Here is a 19,426-nt window from a genome sequence, read left to right on the forward strand (position 1 = left end):
TCAGTTATGAGCGTCGCTTGAAGGTCTGCGAGGGGAGCTCACCAAACTGCTGTCGATAGACTTCGGAAAAACGCCCCAAATGCAAGAATCCATAATCCAGTGCCAATTCCGTCACACTGCGCACGCCACACGTCGGGTCGCTCAGGCAGGCATGCACCCGTTCCAGTTTCCGCTGGCGCACGTAATGCTTGGGCGTGATGCCCAGGTGCTGGTCGAACAACGCATACAGCGAGCGCAAACTCATGCAAGCCTGCTCTGCCAGCACTTCAGCCGACAATTCCAGTTTCAGGTTGCGTTCGATGTAATCAAGAATGCGCTCTAGCCCGGCCTGCGGGGCACTCAGGCTCTCGCGGCGGATATTGGTGCTCATCAGGGTCAGCAGCTTGCTGGCGACAATCTGGCTGTAATGGCCCTGCACTCTTGGCAGCGAATCGCTCACTTCCGCCTCGTGGCAAACCATGGCCAGCAGGTTGACGAAGCCATCCAGCTCCTCCAGCCGGTAATGATTGCGCAAGAACCGCACGCCCCCATCAGGCCGCTGCCAGCGCTGTTCATCGCAGATCGAGTCCAGCAGCCGGGTCGGCACCTTGAGGATGAACTTCTCGCAGTCTTCCGAGTAAGTCAGGTCAACCGGGTCGTCCGGGTTGATCAGCAGCAATTCGCCCGGCACCAGGTGCTGCTCGCGCTTGTGCCCGCGCCACAGGCAGTTGCCATTGAGCAAGACTTGCAGGTGGTAGATGGTTTCCAGCGCGGGCGACGTCACGCGAACACTGCCGCCATAGCTGATACGGCACAGGTCGAGCTCGGCGAACTTGCGATGGCTGAGGCTGGCCTGGGGGTGGGTGGTACGGGACAGACCGATGCAATGCTGGCCCACATGCTGGTTCACATAATCGGACACAGCGTAAGGGTCGGCGTGGTGAAACACGCTACTGCGCTCGCTCAGCAGGCGGCTTTCCATAGGCAAGGCACTCGGTATCGTTATTGTTCTGGTCGCCGCGCCCTACTGCCTTGTGGGCTGTGGTTGCGGTCATCACGGTCATTCTATCGGGCTGGCAGCGCGTCGCAGGGGCAGGCGACAGCCGGCGGATAGGGGACACTACAGCAAAAAGGCGGGGGTTGGGCAATGCAACGATGGGATTGGCTGGGCGGATAGCGGACAGGTCAGGCGTCATGCGTGTTCGTTTATCGAACGCTATCTTCCGGTACTCGCGTGGCCTGCACAGGGTGGCGGACCAAACGCTCCTGCAACGACCGTCATTCACTGCACCGGCAGGAAGTTCATCAGCAACAGGCTCTGCGCGTAGTTCAAGCCTATGCGCCGATAACGCTCATCCAGCAACTCGGCCAGCAAGTCCAGCCGCGCGACGATCTTGCCAAACTCAACGGCAAAACTCAGGTTGCTGCCCTCCTCCGAGATTTCGTTCGAGAACAGCAGCAACACCCCATTGGCATCTTGTCGCTGGCTGAGCATCCATGTTGCCTTCTCGATATTGCGCGCGGCGTTGTTGACGAACAGGGGATCGATGGTATCGGTCATGTAGAACTCGGTACGCCCACCATGCGCGGTGATCAGCATGCTGCCGATGGCGTAGATGAAGGCGCCGACCCGGTCCCCGCGAAACTCCGGGCTCAGGGCGTAGCTCAATGCCGCCAGGTCACGGCGGTTGCCCAGTTGCGCCAGCGGCCGGCGCTGTTCGATGGCGATGCGGATCTGTCGCTCGGCGGTGGCGGCGTCAAGGTAGCCAGACATCTTCCACTGGCTGGGGTTGCGCAGGTACAGCTTGTTCATCAGCAGGTACAGGCTTTGCAGGTTGTCGCGCATCGACAGCGTGGCCAGGCGGTCGACGCTGGTCTGGAACAGCTCGCTGGGTTTGCCGTTGCCGAGCTGGTTGACCATGTCACGGCCCTGCTGCTGCGTACAGGCGCACAGGCATGCCAGGGCACCTGTCAGTAGCAGGCGGGGGAGGAAATTCGCGTAGCTTGCAACCATCGGCACCGGGTCGATATTCGGCGGCTGCGCCGGGAGTCAGCGCGGCCTGGCCAAGCATAGAGCCCGAAAATGGGAAAAAGTGCGGTGGCTGGAGAGAATGGAAACCTGTGGCGGCCTCTTCGCGGGTGAACCCGCTCCCACAAGAAGGGACTCGCCCGCGAAGAGGCCAGGAGCGATGAACCCGGATCACATGGCGTGGCGCAACATCTCCACCACCTGCGCATGCAGCGCAGGATCACCACAGGCCACCACGCACCCGCCATCCTGCGCCGAACTGCCATCCCACGCCGTGATCACGCCACCCGCCCCTTCGATGATCGGCATCAGCGCCTGTACGTCATACGGCTGAAGGCTCGCTTCGACAATCACGTCGACAAAACCCGAGGCCAGCATGCAGTAGGCATAGCAGTCACCGCCGTACCGCATCAACCGCGCCTTGCCGGCGACCGCTTCGAATGCCGCCTTGCGCTCGGCGGTGTCGAACATGTCCGGCGTGGTGCACATCAGCGTGGCGGAAGACAGGTCGGCGCAGGCACGCGTCTTCAGGGGCGTGCCACTGCGCCAGGCGCCTGCCGGGGTACCCACGAAACGTTCGCCGGTGAACGGCTGGTTCATCACGCCCAGCACGGGGCGGGTGCCGTCATTCAGGGCAATCAAGGTGCCCCACAGTGGCAAGCCGGTAATGAACGCCCGGGTGCCGTCGATCGGGTCCAGCACCCAGGTCAACGGGCTGCTGCCCACTGCAACGCCGGCCTCTTCGCCAAGAATGCCGTGCTCGGGGTAACGTGCCTGGATCAACTCACGCATGGCGTCTTCAGCGGCCTTGTCGGCCACAGTCACCGGGTCGTACAGACGCCCGCCCTTGTCCTCGACATCCAGGCTGGCGCGGAAGTACGGCGCGATCGCTGCAGCGGCAGCATCGGCCAATTGCTCGGCAAAGGCGCGATACTCAACGATCTGTTCAGCACTCAGGGACATGGGACAGGCCTCGTGACAATGATGGGGCACGCATCATACCCGACACATCGCCCCGGTGTACGCTGCGGCAGTCTAGACTGAACATGATCAGGTCACCGGGGGGCTGCCACACGTGGAGGTGTGCGATGAGCCAGTTCAAACGTCTGTTCGTCATGCTCGGCCCGCAAATGCGTCATACGCCTGCGCTGCAACGCGCGGCGGCGTTGGCAGAGTCCAGCGGTGCCCTGCTGGATATCAATGTGTTCGTCGACGACGTCGACACCTTTGGCTTGATGAGCGATGGTCGTGAGCGTGAGCGGCTGCTCAGCGACAACCGCCAATGGCTGGCGGATGAGGCCGAACAGCTGAGCGATGCCGGCGTGGACGTGTCCACCGAGCTGTTGTTGACCCGCGACCCGCTGGGCAGCGTACTGGAACGGGTCGAACGGCTGGGCTGCGATCTGCTGGTCAAGGACGTACAGCACGAGCCCGTACTCAAACGCCTGCTGGTCACGCCGCTGGACTGGCAGTTGCTCAAGGACAGCCCGGTCGCCGTGCACCTGGTCAGCGACATTCGCCTGCCCCTGCCACGGCAGATCGCTGCCGCGGTGGACCTGAACAGCCACGGCGCTGGCGAGCACCTGGACGAGCAGGTCATCCACTGCGCCCACGACCTGGCCCTGCAGTGCAACGCCGAACTGCACCTGCTGCATGTGTGCGACGCGGCCAAGACCCACATCGCCGACTTCGGCGCCGGTACGGTCACCATGCCCGGCTTCGACAGCAGTGTGCGAACCGCGCAGCGGGCGGCGTTCAACCGCCTGGGCGACCATCACCAGATCCCGCTGGAGCGCCGGCACTTCCTCGAAGGGGCCGCGATCAGGGCCATTGCCCAGTTCGTCGGCCACAACAGGGTGGACGTGATCGTCATGGGCAGCCACCGGCATGACACCATGCAGACATTCCTGGGCGGGACAACGGCGCATGTGCTGGAACACCCGCTGTGCAATGTGCTGGCGATCAAGGCTGTTCGCTGAGCTTCAGCAGCCTGCCCAGGGGCCAGGCAGGAATAACCTTGTACTGCGAAGAGGCACTTGCACCCACAGAGCAGCTTCTAACCTGTCGGCCCCTTCGCAGTGCCCTGCAGGCACTGTTGTCACTGACGCTATATCTTCGCTGGTATCTGGTACACCAGTGCCACTCAAAATTAATGCATTTGATAATGATTCGTAGTATGTTCGCGGCGTTTCCCGACCCAGCCCCTCAGCGCCCTATTCAAGGACCGTACTGTCGATGCGCCGCACGTTCGTTTCGCTTTGTGTGCTTCATGCTGTCTCCCCGCTGGCCTTTGCCGAGCCTGAACCGCTCAGCGACCCTAACCAGATCGAACTCCAGGCCCTGAGCATCACCAGTACTGCCGACGGTGAACGCGCCGACGGCCCGGTCGATGGCTACAAGGCCACCCGCTCGGCCAGTGCCACCCGCACCGACACGGCGCTGCACGAAACCCCGCAATCGGTCAGCGTGGTGCCCAAGGATGTGCTGGTAGACACGGGCGCCACGCGCCTGCAGGACGGCCTGGACTACGCCGGTGGTGTCGGCCGCGCCAACAACTTCGGCGGCCAGGGCCTCACAACCTTCACCGTGCGTGGCTTCACGACCGGGGAGTTCTATCGCAACGGCTTTCCGATCAACCGCGGCTACCCCAATGCTCCGGATGCCAACACCGTCGAGCGCCTGGAGGTCATCCGTGGCCCGGCCAGCAGCCTGTACGGCCGTGGCGACCCCGGCGGTACGTTCAACGTGGTCAGCAAGCAGCCGTTGCCCGAGTCCAAGGTCACCCTTGGCAGCCAGTTCGACGACCAGGGCATGCACCGTGCCACCCTTGATGCCACCGGGCCGCTGAGCCAGGACGGCTCGCTGGCCTACCGCCTGAACGTACTGGGTGAAGGCGGCGACAGCTTCCGCGACGATGTCGAAAGCGAACGCTACGATGTTGCCCCGGTCATCAGCTGGCAGGTCAATGACGCCACGAAGATCACCTTCGAAGGCGACTTCATGCGCAACAACCACCCCCTCGATCGCGGCCTGACCCGCTACCCCACCCAGACCAGCAGCGCCTCGCGCGATACCTACATCTGGGAGAAAGGCAGCGACAACCTGCTGCACAACGACAACAACATGGCGCAGGTGCGCTTCGAGCACCTGCTCAACGACAACTGGACGCTGGGCGGTGGATTCCAGTACCTCGATGGCTCGCTCAAGGGTAATGCAGTCGAGGGGAGCAATTTACTGGCAGACGGCCGCACCCTGCAGCGGAACTTCAACTACCGCAAGCTGGAATGGACCGACCGTGACTGGCAATTGAACCTGACCGGGCATTTCGATACCGGTACGCTCAGCCACACCCTGCTGACAGGCATCGAGTACGAGAACTATCACTACAGCTCCATCATCCGACGTTCCAGCGCGTCCTACCCGATCGACATCTACGACCCGGTACTCGGCCAACCGAGACCGGCGCTGGCTGCGGTCCCAACGACCTGGGACAGTGAGAACCTGCAGACCTGGGCCTTCTTCATCCAGGATCAGGTGGCGCTGACCGAGCGTCTGAAGGCGTTGGCTGGTGTACGCTTCGAGCGCTTCGAGCACGATTACGACGATAAGCGACCTGCCAATCGGGACTTCAGCAAGGGCGAGAACGGAGTCACGCCACGCTTTGGCCTGATCTACGACCTGACTGACACCGTGGCGGTCTATGCCAATACTGCGCGCTCGTTCAAGCCCAACACAGGCACGCCTGCCAGCGGCGGTGGCTTCGACCCGGAAAAGGGCAAGTCGTACGAGCTTGGTGTGAAATGGGAGGCGTTGGACCGGCAGCTGAGCGTCGACGCGGCGATCTATCAGATCACCAAGGAAAACGTCCTGACTCGCGACCCGAACGACTTGACCAATACCTACAGCATTGCCGCCGGCGAAGTGCGCAGCCGTGGCCTGGACATCAATGTCGCCGGCAACCTCACCCCCGAATGGCGCGTGATCGGTGGCTATGCCTACGTCGACGCCGAAGTCACCAAGGACACCACCCTGCCCAAGGGAACGCACCTGGCCAATATCCCGCGCAACACATTCAGCCTACTGAACACCTACGAGTTCCAGGATGGCCTGGCCAAAGGCCTTGGCCTGGGCGTAGGCGTGAAGTATGTAGACGACCGTGCAGGGCAGACATCGGCAGCCACCTACACGATGGAACGCTACAGCGTGGTCGACCTGTTGAGCTTCTACAAGGTCAACGAACACGTGCGGTTGAATCTGGACGTGAAAAACGTGTTCAACAAGGGGTATGACGAGGGGGCGTTCAACAGCTACGTATACCCCGGCGCACCACGCACGGTGCAGGCCGGCGTTTCGTATACCTTCTGAATTGCCGGGGCCGCGCAGTGGCCCCGTCATGTCAGAACGCTGTGCTGTAGAACAGCGAGTACGACTCTATGCCGTCGTTTGGCTGCTTTATACCGGCGTTGGAGTAGTGCATGGCACGCATGCCTACCTTCTGTTCTCCCGGCAACTTCAGGCCAAAGCCGATACGGTCTTCAAAGTTGACCGCCGACCCCAGTCGCTGGTCGCCCACGTCGGTCTTTGAAAACGCTGCCAGGCCAATACCTGCCTCGATGTAAGGCGTGTAGGTAAAGCCGCTGAACTCATACGTGAACACCGGGCTGAACGACAGCGAATGCGCACCACTGGCATCGCCACCTTCCCAATAGGTGTAGGCCGCATCCCAGTAACCGCTTACATGGCCGGTGCTGCTTTCCAGCCATTTCTTGTCCCAGTCGAACGACATGCCGATACGGTACGTCATGTCACCTTGGCCAGTGGCGCCCACGGCGCCTGATATCTGCGCAGCCTGGACCAGATCGGCCCCGGCAAAGGCCAGCACTGCAACGGCCAGCGAAGCGGCTAGACGGGTTTTCATCAACGACTCTCCTGATGGTCTACACGGCAAGCGGGGGCTTGGGCCCCTCGATGTTTTGCGCTGACCGGTGCATCCAGACCGGTCATACGAAGTAATACTTTTCTGATTATTGTCCAGATAATCAGAAAGTTGGAAGTGTATTGCCACTATCGGCTAAATCACTTGGTAAAGATGTGCCTGCCGGGCACAGGCATTCGCGAGGCGTGACCTGACCCCAGGCAGGAGTACAGGCGTACTCCTGCCTGTCCCTTCATCAACGCCAGTTAAGGTTAACGGTCGTGGGGGCCTTGCCCGTCACTGCCACCCACTGCTGCACCGCCTGGCCTTGGGCATTGCCAATGACCTTGTATTTGCCGGGAGGCAGCTGCACATACAGCAGCGGCCCGGCATCGCTGACACGGAGTACGGGCTGGCCCTGGGCATTCTGGATATCGACGGTGGCCCCGCTCTGGAACTTGCCTTCCGGGCCGGTCGAAAGCTCTACGTGCAGGTCATAACCCGTGGTCTTGCGCAGGGCATTGGCCTCGTCCTGACCGATACCGCCCTGCAGGTAGCGCACGCCATTCTGCTCCTGCGGTTGCAACTGCACGGCCTGCATGTCGATGGGGGCATTGAGGTCGGCAGCGGCGGCCAGGGTCCATGGCAGGGCCAGGGTGATCAGCAAGGCAGCGCCGAGCGCATAGTGATGGTTACGCATGGTACGACCCTCCTTTCGAGGATGGCTTACCTATTATCTGATCCTCCCAGCGAAGGGGTGTTCGTGCTGATGCCTGGTCATGGAGATGAAATTCACTTCAGATAATCAGGTTATCGAGCGAAAACATCAGCTTGCGCGGCCTTCTTCAAGCAACTTCACGAACATGCTCAAACTGCGTGAGACCGTACCCCGTCGCCATACCAGCCAGGTTTTCAGATAGCGGAAGTCCTCCGACATTGGCCAGGCGCTGACGGTGCTGCACCCGGGCATATTGTCGAGCATGCTGCGCGGCAGCATGGCCAGGCCGGCACCCGCACTGACGCAGGCCAACATGCCGTGGTACGACTCCATTTCGTGGATCTTGCCCGGTACCGCCTGGTCCTGCACGAACCAGTTTTCGAAGTGATGGCGGTATGAACAGTTGGCGCGGAAGGCGTAGATGCTTTCACCGTTCACGTCCTGGGCGCGGGTCACCGGTGTATGGTTGAGCGGCGCAATGACCATCATCTCTTCCTCGAACACCGGTATGCCCTCCAGCGTCGGGTGCAGCACCGGGCCGTCGACGAACGCCGCCACCAGGCGGCCAGACAGCACGCCTTCGAGCATGGTCCCGGAGGGCCCGGTGGACAGGTCAAGGTCAACCTTGGGGTAGCGTTGGTTGTAGGCGGCCAGCAACGCCGGGATGCGCACCGCCGCCGTGCTTTCCAGCGATCCGAGGGCAAAGGTGCCCTGCGGGTCTTCCCCCGCCACGGTCAGCCGCGCCTCATGGACCAGGTCGAGGATGCGCCGGGTGTATTCGAGGAAGTTCCAACCCGCAGGCGACAGGCGCAGGCGGCTCTTCTCCCGAATGAACAGTTCTACACCCAAGTCCTCCTCCAGTTGCTTGATGCGCGTGGTCAGGTTCGACGGCACCCGATGGATGTGCTGCGCGGCGGCGCTGATGCTGCCCTGCTCTGCCACAGCCTTGAAGATCTCCAGTTGCACCAGGTCCACAGCCATTCTCCAAACGTGAATGTTTCGCTCATTATTATTCAGTTTTCATTAAAGCCATAGCCCACTAGTCTGGCCTCACTGATTAACAACAACGAGAGTGTCCCGCCATGAGCGCGATCAGCAGCCTGACCCACGCCATCTCCCTCGACCCGTACAGCGGCGAGCAGATCGGCGCCTACCCGTTCGACACCGACGCCGCACTGGAAGCGGCGCTGCAACGCGCCAAGGTTGGCTACCGCCAGTGGCGCCAGGTGTCGCTGGGTCAGCGCAGCGAGTACCTGCTGGCCCTGGCCGCCACCCTCGAAGCCAAGGCTGAAGCTTTCGCGCACATGATCAGCCGTGAAATTGGCAAGCCGATCGCCCAGGCTCGCGGTGAAGTCAGCAAGTGTGTGGGCCTTTGCCGCTGGTACGCCGAGCACGGCCCGGCCATGCTCGCCGCCGAGCCGACCCAGGTCGAAAAAGCCCGTATCGAATACCGCCCGCTGGGCCCGATCCTGGCCGTGATGCCGTGGAACTTCCCGGTCTGGCAGGTGCTGCGCGGCGCCGTGCCGGCGATTCTGGCGGGTAACACCTACGTGCTCAAGCACGCACCGAACGTAATGGGCAGCGCCTACCTGATGGGTGAGCTGTTCAAGGATGCCGGCCTGCCGGAAGGCGTGTTCGAAGTGTTGAACGTGACCCCGGATGGCGTCACCCGCGCCATCAACGATCCGCGCATCGCCGCCGTGACCCTGACCGGCAGCGTGCGTGCCGGCATGGCGATTGGTGCACAGGCCGGTGCCGCGCTGAAGAAGTGCGTGTTGGAGCTGGGTGGCTCCGATCCCTTCATCGTACTGGCCGATGCCGACCTGGATGCTGCCGTCCAGGCCGCGGTGATAGGCCGCTACCAGAACACCGGCCAGGTGTGCGCCGCCGCCAAGCGCCTGATCGTGGAAGCCAGCATCGTCGATGCGTTCACCCACAAGTTCGTTGAAGCCACTCGCCAGTTGAAAGTCGGCAACCCGCTGGAGGACGACACCTATATCGGCCCGATGGCCCGCTATGACCTGCGCGACGAGTTGGACGGCCAGGTTCAGGCGACGTTGGCCGAAGGCGCCACGTTGCTGCTGGGCGGCAACAAGGTCGAAGGCGTGGCCAACTTCTACGCGCCGACCGTGTTCGCCAATGTCACCCCGGACATGACCGCGTTCAAGCAGGAGCTGTTCGGCCCGGTAGCGGCGATCATCACTGCACGCGATGCCGACCATGCCGTGGAACTGGCCAACGACAGCGAGTTTGGCCTGGCCTCGACCATCTACACAGCCGACTATGCGCTGGCCGAACGCATGACCGCCGCACTGGACACCGGCGGCGTGTTCATCAACGGCTACTGCGCTTCCGACCCCCGCGTGGCGTTTGGTGGCGTGAAGAAGAGTGGTTTCGGCCGTGAGCTGTCGCACTTTGGTGTGCGCGAGTTCACCAATGCCCAGACCGTGTGGCTGGACCGTAACTGATTCATGACCCTGGGGCTGCTTTGCAGCCCCAGCTGCGTCAATCCCGAACCTGGTCCTTGACCCAGTCCAGCATCCCCCCTGGCACGATCAGTTCATGCCGCGCCCGCGAACAGGCGGTATACAACCCCGCCAGCATACGCGCCCGTTCATTGCGGTTACCCGCCACCTGTGGCGCCACCATCAGCTCCGGCGACACCATCACCCGGGCAAACTCCATGTTCTTCACATCCCGTACTCGCCCCAGGAACAGCTTCGGCGCCTTGTCCCAGCGGTAACGGCTCTTGGCCTTGGCAAAGTGCTCCGGCGTGTAGCCCTTGCGCAGCATATTGGCCACGGCGACGAACGCTTTGTCATCGCCCTTTTCCTGTTCCAGCGCCTGCCAGCTGGCATAGCGGAACAGCATCGGGTGGCGCGGCCGGGTGCCGTAGCGGTACAGCTCGATGCAGTCCTCGACGAACAGTTCAAAGTCCTTGCGAGCGCTTTTCAGCAACAAGAACGGCACCCCCTGATGCGTCAGGCGCTGGAACCAGCCAAACAGGCCCCATTCATCATCGACGATAAGCGCCGTGGGCTGTTCCGGCACCATCACCGTATCGAAGAAACTGACCCGGGTGTAGTGCTCGGCGTTGCCACTGAAGGCCGCCTGGATCGTGGCCGGGTGCGCCTGGATCAGCGGGTTGAGCACATTGTCCATTGCCGGCCCGGCGCGCAGTGAATGGTCGATGCAGCGTTGCCGGATGAAGCTGCCATGGTGCGGGCTGAGGCCGTTGAGGTTCTGCAGTTCGTCACCCAGGGTAATGATCGACTGCGGACTGCGATCGAGTACCGCCAGCATCGGTGCCGACAGCTCGTGGGCCTCGTCGACGATGACATGGGTGTAACGGCTGTCGATCACATGCTCGGTCAGCGACAGCAGCTTGACCCGGTGGTAGTCACGCACCGGTAGCTGAATGTCCCGCGCCGACGGGCGAATCAGCTCTTGCCAGTACAGACGCGCCTTTTCCAGCAGCACCTCCTGATCCAGCGGCGAGGTGCCAGGCCCGGCCCAGGGCAAGTGATGCAGCTGAAGCTGGGTATCGGCACTGTGGCAGAACGTGCGCACGGCGCGGATGCACAAGGCAACCACGTCACGCGCTGCGAGCGGGCCGATATCAGGGATGGCCAGCCAGCGCACCACTTGCGCTTCCTGGGGGCGCCAGGACAGCTTGGTGCGGTATGGATCGCGCAATCGCCAGCCGTTGCTGGTGAGGTCACGGTTGAGCAGCTCGTCAGCCAGTTGGCCGAAGGTCAGCGCGGTATAGGCGGCAGCGTCCTTGACCCGCGCCTGCAGCGCGCGCAACTGCCCTTCGGTCAAGGCCAGCAGCAAGGTGCGCTGTGGCTCCAGCAGCCGGGCGAACTGGTGAATCAGGAAGGTCTTGCCGGTGCCGGCGAAACCTTGCACAGCCACCGACTCGTCGACGCCACTGAGGAATTCACGCAGCAGGCGGTTCTGCTGGTCGCTGAGCATCAAGTCACTGGCCAGCGACGGCAGGTACACTGGGTGCAGCGGCGTGGCCCGTTGGCGGTAGCGGTCGGCGAACTGGAAGTTCCACTGGCCTTCGTCGTCCAGCCATTCGTCCGCCTGGTACTCCACTTCGGCCGACAGCAGTGCAATGCCATTTTCGCCCAGCATGCCCAGGCCCATGGCGAACGCTTCGCGATCGAATTGCTGCGCTACCTGGGCCTGGAAGCGCCCGGGGGCGACACCTTCGACTTCGTTGGCGATGCGCACGATTTCGGCGAAACGACGCTCCTGCGCGTCGGCCGACGCGGTGGCAGGCTGGCGCGGCAGGTTTTGCACGAACAGCACGGCAGCGGCATCGAGCACACTGGCGGTGGTGAAGAACTCGGTTACGGCGGCGCTGGCGAGGCGGTCGGCCTGGTCGCTGGGCAAAGGCAGGTAGAACATCGGCACCTCGGGTGAAATCAGGGCGGCACGATAGCAACTTTCGGCACGAGATGCTGGGTTCAGTTTTGGCGTGCCCCCTCAACCCCTGCCCCGTCTCAACGTCTCGCTCGGAAACTCCTTGAACAACTGCCGGTAACTCTCTGAAAATCTTCCCAAATGCCAGAACGACCAACGCATCGCCACCTCGGCGACAGTCACCCCTCCTCCCCGCAAAAGATCGCGCCGCGCGCCGTTCAACCGGCGCAGCCGCAACCAGTGCGCAGGCGGCATGCCGGTGAATGCTTTGAACGCCTGCTGCAACTGACGCAATGAAACCCCGGCAACCTCCGCCAGCTCCACCAGGTTCAGCGTTTCTTCCGGGCAGTCGGCCGCCCATTCGCTGACCCGGTGCATGATCGCCCTTTCCTCGTCCCGCCGCCCCAGGGCCACGCCCTGTAAACGCTGGCTGGCGTTGTCAAGAATGAACAGGCAGTCCTCCAGCAACTGCTCAGCCAGGGCCTGCCCCTGCAACGGGCAACCCTCCTCGCCCAGCCGGGTCAAGGTGGCGCTGAGCCAGCTGCCGAACAGCGCATTCTGGCCGCTGCCCAATGGCACCATGAACAACCCTTCCAGACGCTGCGGGTCTAGCCCATGGCGGGCCAGGAACGCCTGGTCGAACACGACCGCCACTTCGTGGTAGTTCTCCGGCGTAATCCAGATATTGCGGCTTTGTTCGTTCAGCAGGTACAGGCTGTTCTCGCTGCGGTCGAAGCAAAACGCAAGCGAGCCGCTTGGCGCGCGGAAAAACTGCTCCACCCGGGTGTTCAGGCGCTCTTCGTACACCTCCACACCCTCCAGCCCCAGACAACGCAGCTCACCGCTGAAGTACCCGGGCGACATCTGCCGGTACTGCTGCTGCCAGCCAGGGGTGGCGCGCACTTGCTCGGTGACGTCAGTGGTGTGGAAAGCCTGGACCTTCAACGCATTGGCGGTTGTCACACATCGTCCTGTATGCACTCTTTTGGTGCATTCGATACTGAAGAAAGTGGATAGATTGCCCCGGGGGGCTGCGACCAAGATAGTCTGCAGCGCGTCACCTGGGAAGCGTAACGCCTTCGCAACTGTTCAACGGTTTTCGCAAGCGCCCACGCTCCCCCACTAAAACCCAACCAAGAGGTCTGTATGAACGCCCCCTTCGATCAGCTGTCCACCTGGCTGAAAGAACACCGGATCACCGAAGTCGAATGCGTGATCAGCGACTTGACCGGCATCGCCCGCGGCAAGATTGCGCCCACCGCCAAGTTCCTCCATGAGCGAGGCATGCGCCTGCCAGAAAGCGTGCTGCTGCAGACGGTCACCGGCGACTACGTCGACGATGACATCTATTACAACCTGCTCGACGCCGCCGACATCGACATGGTCTGCCGCCCCGATCCCACCGCCGTTTACCAGATCCCGTGGGCGATCGAACCAACCGCGATCGTGATCCATGACACCTTCGACAAGCAAGGCAACCCTATCGAGCTTTCGCCACGCAACGTCCTGAAGAAGGTGCTCAAGCTGTACGCCGACAAGGGCTGGCAGCCAATCGTCGCGCCCGAGATGGAGTTCTACCTGACCAAGCGCTGCGAAGACCCGGATTTGCCACTGCAGGTACCACTGGGGCGTTCCGGCCGTGCTGAAAGTGGCCGTCAGTCGTTCTCGATCGATGCCGCCAACGAATTCGACCCCCTGTTCGAAGACGTTTACGACTGGTGCGAGATCCAGGGCCTGGACCTGGATACGCTGATCCACGAAGACGGCCCGGCGCAGATGGAGATCAACTTCCGCCACGGCGACGCGCTGGACCTGGCCGACCAGATCACCGTGTTCAAGCGCACCATGCGCGAGGCCGCGCTCAAGCACAACGTGGCTGCCACGTTCATGGCCAAGCCGATCACCGATGAACCAGGCAGTGCCATGCACCTGCACCAGAGCGTGGTCGACATCGCCACTGGCAAACCGATCTTCGCCAACGAAGACGGCAGCATGAGCCCGCTGTTCCTGCATCACATCGGCGGCTTGCAGAAGTACATCCCCAAGCTGCTGCCGATGTTCGCGCCCAACGTCAACTCGTTCCGCCGCTTCCTGCCGGATACCTCGGCGCCGGTCAACGTCGAGTGGGGCGAAGAAAACCGCACGGCCGGCCTGCGCGTGCCCACCTCCAGCCCTGAGGCGATGCGGGTGGAAAACCGCCTGCCGGGCGCCGATGCCAACCCGTACCTGGCCATCGCTGCCAGCCTGCTGTGCGGCTACCTGGGCATGGTCGAGCAGATCGACCCTAGCGCACCGGTGCAGGGCCGCGCCTATGAACGCCGCAACCTGCGCCTGCCGATCACCATCGAAGATGCGCTGCAGCACATGGAAGACTGCGAAACCGTGCAGCAGTACCTGGGCAAGCAGTTCGTCCAGGGCTACGTGGCGGTCAAGCGCGCCGAGCACGAGAACTACAAGCGCGTCATCAGCTCATGGGAGCGTGAATTCCTGATGCTGAGTGTCTGATCCACCGCGAGGGGTGCTTTGCACCCCATGCACAGGCAAGCCTGCTCTGAACTCCAAGAACAAGACCAACGAGGTGTTCCCATGCGTCATCTGCAAGCCCTGATCCCCGCTGCATTCACCCTGCTGTTCGCCACCACCACCCAGGCCGCGCCCACGGTCAGTGTGTACAACTGGACCGACTACATCGGTGACACCACCCTGGCCGACTTCCAGGCCAGCAGCGGAATCAAGGTGGTCTATGACGTGTTCGACTCCAACGAAACCCTTGAAGGCAAGCTGTTGGCCGGGCGCACGGGTTATGACGTGGTGGTACCGTCCAACCACTTCCTCGCCCGCCAGGCCCAGGCCGGCGCCTTCCTGCCGCTGGACCGCAGCAAGCTGCCGAACTGGCAGCACCTGGACCCCAAACTGCTCAAGCAACTTGAACAGAACGACCCCGGCAACCAGTACGCCGTGCCTTACCTGTGGGGCACCAATGGCATCGGCTACAACGTCGACAAGGTCAAGGCGGCACTGGGTGTGGACCATATCGACTCATGGGCGGTGCTGTTCGAGCCCGAGAACCTGAAAAAGCTCAAGCAGTGCGGCGTGGCATTCATGGACTCGCCCGACGAACTGTTCCCGGCCGTGCTCAACTACCTGGGCATGGACCCGCGCAGCGAAAAACCGGGCGACTACGCCAAGGCCGAGGCACGCCTGCTCGAACTGCGCCCCTATATCACCTACTTCCACTCCTCCAAGTACGTCTCTGACCTTGCGAACGGTGATGTCTGCGTAGCGTTCGGCTACTCCGGCGACGTGTTCCAGGCTGCCAACCGCGCCGTAGAGGCGAAAAACGGCGTGAAGGTCGCCTACAGCATTCCCAAGGAAGGCAGCAACCTGTGGTTCGACCTGCTGGCCATCCCCAAGGACGCCAACAACCCCGAGCAGGCCCTGGCGTTCATCAACTACCTGCTCGACCCCAAAGTGATCGCCAAGGTCAGCGCCACGGTCGGCTATGCCAACGCCAACCCGGACGCCAAGGCCTACATGGATGCATCGCTGGTGAACAACCCCGAGATCTACCCACCCCAGGAGGTGCTGGACAAGCTGTACATCTCCAGCACCCCGAGCCCGAAAATCATGCGCGTCATGACCCGCTCCTGGAGCAAGATCAAGTCCAACCGCTGAGTCGAGAACGCTCATGTCTTTCAATACCCAACACACTGCCTCGTACTACGCCGCCACAGCGCGCGACGCGGCACCCTACCCCAGCCTGGACAGCGAACTGACGGCCGACGTATGCGTGATCGGCGGCGGACTGACTGGGGTCAATACCGCCCTGGAGCTGGCCGAGCGCGGCCTCTCGGTGGTACTGCTGGAAGCCCGACGCATCGGCTGGGGCGCCAGTGGGCGCAATGGCGGCCAGCTGATTCGCGGTATCGGCCATGATGTCAGCGGCTTTGCCCGGCATGTCGGCCAGGACGGTGTGCGCTACCTGAAGCAGGCCGGCATCGACTCAGTGGAACTGGTGGCCGAGCGCATCGCCCGCTACGGCATTGCCTGCGACCTGCGCTGGGGCTTCTGCGAACTGGCCAACACCACGGCGCAGTTCGCGGCCTTCAAGGAGGAACAGGACGACCTGGCCGCCCTGGGCTATCGCCATGAAACACGCCTGGTCAGCGCCGGGCAGTTGAACGAGATCGTCGCCAGCGACCAGTACGCTGGCGGCCTGGTCGACATGGGCTCGGGCCACCTGCACCCGCTGGATCTGGTGCAGGGCGAAGCACGCGCGGCCCACGGCCTGGGCGTGCGCATTTTCGAACAAAGCCCGGTGCTGCGCATTGAGCACGGGCCCAGGTTGACGCTGCACACGGCGCGCGGCAAGGTGCGCGCAAGCAGCCTGGTGCTGGGCTGCAATGCTCACCTGGATGAACTGGAACCGCGCCTGAGCGGCAAGGTACTGCCGGCCGGCAGCTATGTGGTGGCCACCGAACCCTTGCCCGAAGCGCTGGCCAGCAGCCTGATCCCGCAGAACATGGCGCTGTGCGACCAGAAGGTCGGCCTGGACTACTACCGCCTCACCGCAGACCGCCGCCTGCTGTTCGGCGGCGCCTGCCACTATTCTGGACGAGACCCCAAGGACATCGCTGCCTATATGCGGCCCAAGGTGCTGAAAGTATTCCCGCAACTGGCCAACGTGCGCATCGACTACCAGTGGGGTGGCATGATCGGCATCACCGCCAACCGTTTCCCTCAGGTCGGGCGCCTGAACCAGCACCCTAACGTGTATTACGCCCAGGGCTATTCAGGCCACGGGCTGAACGTGACGCACTGGACGGCGAAACTGCTGGCCGAAAGCATCGCCCTCGGCCACAGCCACGGCCTGGATGTGTTCAGCGCCGTGCCGCACCTGACCTTCCCCGGCGGCAAGGCCCTGCGCTCACCCCTGCTGGCACTGGGCATGTTGTGGTACCGCTTGCGTGAGGCCCTGGGTTGAGTGGGCCACAACGTTTGCAGCGCCCCTCAGGGCGAGCCACGCACTGTGTTCTTTTCAAAGAGGATTGCCCCGTCCACTGGCCAACTGCCTCGCACCTGCTAGCGTTGTTGAGGCCGACCTCTCACGGATGCCTTTTCATCATGAAATCATTGCCTCGCATTACCCTGTTGTGCGCCGCGCTGCTTGCCGTGGCCGCCTGCTCCAGCAACCGCGTGGACCCCAAGGATTACTCCGGCTTCCTCAAAGACTACAGCCGGCTGCAAGAGGCCAAGAGCCCGTCGGGTGACCCGGTGATGCGCTGGATCGACCCCAAGGTCAATATCAATCAATACAGCCAGGTATTCGTCGAGCCAAGCCAGTTCTACCCCAAGCCGCAGCCCACAGCGGTTATCTCGCAGCAGACGCTGCAGGAAATCACCCGCTACTTCAACGAGGCCCTGCGCCGCGAAATGGGCAGCGTGATGCCGTTGGCCAAGGGGCCTGGCCCGGGCGTGATCGTGGTACGCCCGGCGATCACGGCAGTGTCCACCAGTAACGAGGGCCTCAAGCCTTACGAGGTGATCCCTATCGCGCTTATCGCGGCAGGAGTGAATACCGCCATGGGTGGACGTGACCAGGACGTGGATGTTGGTGTGGAGGCAGCGTTCCTGGACGGCGCCAGCCAGAAGGTACTGGCCCAGGTGGTCCGCAAGGGCGCGGGCCAGGAACTGGAGAACGATACCCAGAAGCTGACCTTGAATGACGTCAAGCCGGTGCTCGATGGCTGGGCCAAAGACATGCGTGCGAGCTTCCTGGCAGCCAAGCAGAAAGGCCGCTGAGTCCGTCGCAACCGGGTTCAGGAGCGGCCCATCGTGACACAAGGCCGCTCCAGTTGACCGCGTTAAAAATCAGCACTCGACAAAAGCGACCGCCAAACCGCCGCGCGAGGTTTCCTTGTAATTGGCATGCATGTCCGCCCCGGTATCACGCATGGTGCGGATCACCCGATCGAGCGAGATGAAGTGCTCGCCATCCCCCCGCAGCGCCATCTGCACAGCATTGATCGCCTTGACCGCAGCAATCGCATTGCGCTCGATGCACGGCACCTGCACCAGGCCACCCACCGGGTCGCAGGTCAGCCCAAGATTGTGCTCCAGGGCAATTTCGGCGGCGTTTTCAAGCTGGGGCGGCGTAGCGCCCAGTACCTGCGCCAAGCCGGCAGCAGCCATCGAACAGGCTGAGCCCACCTCCCCCTGACAACCCACCTCGGCACCGGAAATCGAGGCGTTCTTTTTGCACAGGATACCAACCGCCGCTGCCCCAAGCAGGAAGTCCACCACATCAGCATCGCAGGCACCGGGGTTGAACTTCATGTAATAGTGCAGCACCGCCGGGATAATGCCGGCTGCCCCGTTGGTGGGCGCGGTAACCATACGCCCACCGGCGGCATTCTCTTCATTGACCGCCAAGGCGAACAGGTTGACCCACTCCATGGCGCCAAGGGTCGAGCCGATCACGTTGGGCTTGCCCAACTCCTGCAGGCTGCGATGCAACCGCGCGGCGCGGCGCTTGACGTGCAAGCCGCCCGGCAGGACGCCCTCGTTGCGCAGGCCGTTCGCCACGCACTCACGCATGGCCGCCCAGATGCGCAGCAAGCCTTCGCGCACCTCGGCCTCCGGGCGCCAGGCGCACTCGTTGGCCATCATCAGTTGCGCCACGCTCAGGTTGTGGGCCTTGCACAAAGCCAGCAGTTGGGCACCACTGTCGAATTCATAAGGCAGCATCACGGCATTCGTTTCGCTTGCCGGCGCATCGATCTCGGCTTGCTCGACGATGAAGCCGCCGCCCACCGAAAAATAGGTCTGGCTCAACAGGCTGCGCTGCCCGTCCATGGCTTCCAGGCTCATGGCATTGGGGTGATAAGGCAGGCTCTCGTCGAGCAGCAGCATGTCACGGCCGTAGTCGAAGGCCAGCGGATGGCTACCGTCGAGCATCAGGCAGTGCTCTTGCAGGACCTGTCCGATGCGCGACTCGATCGTGGACGGGTCGATGCGGTCCGGCCACTGGCCCATCAAGCCTAGCAGGCACGCGCGATCGGTGGCATGGCCAACCCCGGTGGCCGACAGCGAGCCATACAGCCGCACTTCCACGCGCGTCACCTGGGCCAGCAGCCCCTGCTCACGCAAGGCCTGGGCAAAGGTAGCCGCCGCGCGCATCGGGCCGACGGTATGGGAACTGGACGGCCCGATGCCAATTTTGAAAAGGTCGAAAACACTGATAGCCATGCTAATGCCTGACCCTACCCTGACATGCATCCAGGGTAGGGTTATCTGAAGAAATTGAGCGTTATTGCGATTTTGCGCGATACTGCCGCGCTGGCTCACGGATGAC

General features: G+C 62.6%; 16 protein-coding genes. 7 read left to right on the forward strand and 9 right to left on the reverse strand.

The annotated features are described in order from the left end of the window. Positions 1-4: 4 nt before the first annotated feature. From benR to hisN, 3 genes are all read right to left on the reverse strand, one after another. Positions 5-961: a benABC operon transcriptional activator BenR gene (gene benR / locus ACZ889_RS18290; RefSeq protein WP_088513207.1), complete on the reverse strand. Its 957-nt coding sequence runs from the start codon at positions 959-961 to the stop codon at positions 5-7. A gap of 300 nt (positions 962-1,261) precedes the next feature. After that, positions 1,262-1,993 (reverse strand): hypothetical protein, encoded by a 732-nt coding sequence (locus ACZ889_RS18295; RefSeq protein WP_020192421.1) that lies wholly within the window; start codon positions 1,991-1,993, stop codon positions 1,262-1,264. 186 nt (positions 1,994-2,179) lie between these two features. Beyond that, the gene (gene hisN / locus ACZ889_RS18300; RefSeq protein WP_180690038.1) at positions 2,180-2,971 is read right to left on the reverse strand and encodes a histidinol-phosphatase; all 792 of its coding nucleotides are present in this window, start codon (positions 2,969-2,971) and stop codon (positions 2,180-2,182) included. A gap of 125 nt (positions 2,972-3,096) precedes the next feature. Here hisN and ACZ889_RS18305 point away from each other — a divergent pair, with 125 nt between their 5' ends. After that, positions 3,097-3,987 (forward strand): universal stress protein, encoded by an 891-nt coding sequence (locus ACZ889_RS18305; RefSeq protein ID WP_104961736.1) that lies wholly within the window; start codon positions 3,097-3,099, stop codon positions 3,985-3,987. Positions 3,988-4,243: 256 nt separating this feature from the next. Continuing rightward, entirely contained in the window at positions 4,244-6,373 is a 2,130-nt protein-coding gene (locus ACZ889_RS18310; RefSeq protein ID WP_180690037.1) for a TonB-dependent siderophore receptor, read from the forward strand. Positions 6,374-6,404: 31 nt separating this feature from the next. Here ACZ889_RS18310 and ACZ889_RS18315 read toward each other — a convergent pair whose 3' ends face one another. The 3 genes from ACZ889_RS18315 to ptrR form a co-directional block, all read right to left on the reverse strand. Continuing rightward, a complete protein-coding gene (locus ACZ889_RS18315) occupies positions 6,405-6,926 on the reverse strand; it encodes an acyloxyacyl hydrolase (RefSeq protein WP_180690036.1) in 522 nt (173 codons plus the stop codon). 253 nt (positions 6,927-7,179) lie between these two features. Further along, positions 7,180-7,623 (reverse strand): carboxypeptidase regulatory-like domain-containing protein, encoded by a 444-nt coding sequence (locus tag ACZ889_RS18320; protein WP_180690035.1) that lies wholly within the window; start codon positions 7,621-7,623, stop codon positions 7,180-7,182. Between the two features lie 126 nt (positions 7,624-7,749). Then, positions 7,750-8,616 (reverse strand): putrescine utilization regulator PtrR, encoded by an 867-nt coding sequence (ptrR, locus tag ACZ889_RS18325; RefSeq protein WP_004374302.1) that lies wholly within the window; start codon positions 8,614-8,616, stop codon positions 7,750-7,752. Between the two features lie 107 nt (positions 8,617-8,723). Between ptrR and ACZ889_RS18330 the strand changes: the two genes are divergently transcribed. Next, positions 8,724-10,109 (forward strand): aldehyde dehydrogenase family protein, encoded by a 1,386-nt coding sequence (locus ACZ889_RS18330; protein WP_180690034.1) that lies wholly within the window; start codon positions 8,724-8,726, stop codon positions 10,107-10,109. A 37-nt stretch (positions 10,110-10,146) separates the two neighbouring features. Here the strand turns inward: ACZ889_RS18330 and ACZ889_RS18335 are convergent, their stop codons facing one another. Further along, a complete protein-coding gene (locus ACZ889_RS18335) occupies positions 10,147-12,057 on the reverse strand; it encodes an AAA family ATPase (RefSeq protein ID WP_267827326.1) in 1,911 nt (636 codons plus the stop codon). A gap of 78 nt (positions 12,058-12,135) precedes the next feature. Then, positions 12,136-13,035 (reverse strand): helix-turn-helix domain-containing protein, encoded by a 900-nt coding sequence (locus tag ACZ889_RS18340; RefSeq protein ID WP_004374296.1) that lies wholly within the window; start codon positions 13,033-13,035, stop codon positions 12,136-12,138. Between the two features lie 183 nt (positions 13,036-13,218). On the opposite strand from ACZ889_RS18340, the gene ACZ889_RS18345 reads away from it, so the two are divergent. The 4 genes from ACZ889_RS18345 to ACZ889_RS18360 all read left to right on the forward strand — a co-directional run bounded on the left by ACZ889_RS18345 (position 13,219) and on the right by ACZ889_RS18360 (position 17,874). Further along, positions 13,219-14,577: a glutamine synthetase family protein gene (locus tag ACZ889_RS18345; RefSeq protein ID WP_004374294.1), complete on the forward strand. Its 1,359-nt coding sequence runs from the start codon at positions 13,219-13,221 to the stop codon at positions 14,575-14,577. A gap of 81 nt (positions 14,578-14,658) precedes the next feature. Beyond that, positions 14,659-15,747 carry a polyamine ABC transporter substrate-binding protein gene (locus ACZ889_RS18350; protein WP_004374291.1) on the forward strand — a complete coding sequence of 363 codons (1,089 nt, stop codon included), beginning with the start codon at positions 14,659-14,661 and terminating at the stop codon, positions 15,745-15,747. Positions 15,748-15,760: 13 nt separating this feature from the next. Beyond that, complete coding sequence (locus tag ACZ889_RS18355) at positions 15,761-17,056, forward strand: NAD(P)/FAD-dependent oxidoreductase (protein WP_129931703.1); 1,296 nt, start codon at positions 15,761-15,763, stop codon at positions 17,054-17,056. Between the two features lie 140 nt (positions 17,057-17,196). Beyond that, positions 17,197-17,874: a DUF3313 domain-containing protein gene (locus ACZ889_RS18360; RefSeq protein WP_004374288.1), complete on the forward strand. Its 678-nt coding sequence runs from the start codon at positions 17,197-17,199 to the stop codon at positions 17,872-17,874. 69 nt (positions 17,875-17,943) lie between these two features. Here the strand turns inward: ACZ889_RS18360 and ACZ889_RS18365 are convergent, their stop codons facing one another. Continuing rightward, positions 17,944-19,320, reverse strand: coding sequence for an L-serine ammonia-lyase (locus tag ACZ889_RS18365; protein ID WP_104887595.1), 1,377 nt, complete (start codon positions 19,318-19,320; stop codon positions 17,944-17,946). Between the last annotated feature and the right edge of the window lie 106 nt (positions 19,321-19,426).

The organism is Pseudomonas sp. TE3895 (assembly GCF_056278855.1).

What these genes read in the sequence shown, in the direction of transcription:
- ACZ889_RS18295 (WP_020192421.1), bottom strand. Translation starts at nt 1,993, where the DNA reads ATGGTTGCAAGCTACGCGAATTTCCTCCCCCGCCTGCTACTGACAGGT.
- ACZ889_RS18335 (WP_267827326.1), bottom strand. Translation starts at nt 12,057, where the DNA reads ATGTTCTACCTGCCTTTGCCCAGCGACCAGGCCGACCGCCTCGCCAGC.
- ACZ889_RS18345 (WP_004374294.1), top strand. Translation starts at nt 13,219, where the DNA reads ATGAACGCCCCCTTCGATCAGCTGTCCACCTGGCTGAAAGAACACCGG.
- ACZ889_RS18355 (WP_129931703.1), top strand. Translation starts at nt 15,761, where the DNA reads ATGTCTTTCAATACCCAACACACTGCCTCGTACTACGCCGCCACAGCG.
- hisN (WP_180690038.1), bottom strand. Translation starts at nt 2,971, where the DNA reads ATGTCCCTGAGTGCTGAACAGATCGTTGAGTATCGCGCCTTTGCCGAG.
- ACZ889_RS18330 (WP_180690034.1), top strand. Translation starts at nt 8,724, where the DNA reads ATGAGCGCGATCAGCAGCCTGACCCACGCCATCTCCCTCGACCCGTAC.
- ACZ889_RS18305 (WP_104961736.1), top strand. Translation starts at nt 3,097, where the DNA reads ATGAGCCAGTTCAAACGTCTGTTCGTCATGCTCGGCCCGCAAATGCGT.
- ACZ889_RS18310 (WP_180690037.1), top strand. Translation starts at nt 4,244, where the DNA reads ATGCGCCGCACGTTCGTTTCGCTTTGTGTGCTTCATGCTGTCTCCCCG.
- ACZ889_RS18350 (WP_004374291.1), top strand. Translation starts at nt 14,659, where the DNA reads ATGCGTCATCTGCAAGCCCTGATCCCCGCTGCATTCACCCTGCTGTTC.
- ACZ889_RS18320 (WP_180690035.1), bottom strand. Translation starts at nt 7,623, where the DNA reads ATGCGTAACCATCACTATGCGCTCGGCGCTGCCTTGCTGATCACCCTG.
- ACZ889_RS18360 (WP_004374288.1), top strand. Translation starts at nt 17,197, where the DNA reads ATGAAATCATTGCCTCGCATTACCCTGTTGTGCGCCGCGCTGCTTGCC.
- benR (WP_088513207.1), bottom strand. Translation starts at nt 961, where the DNA reads ATGGAAAGCCGCCTGCTGAGCGAGCGCAGTAGCGTGTTTCACCACGCC.
- ACZ889_RS18315 (WP_180690036.1), bottom strand. Translation starts at nt 6,926, where the DNA reads ATGAAAACCCGTCTAGCCGCTTCGCTGGCCGTTGCAGTGCTGGCCTTT.
- ACZ889_RS18365 (WP_104887595.1), bottom strand. Translation starts at nt 19,320, where the DNA reads ATGGCTATCAGTGTTTTCGACCTTTTCAAAATTGGCATCGGGCCGTCC.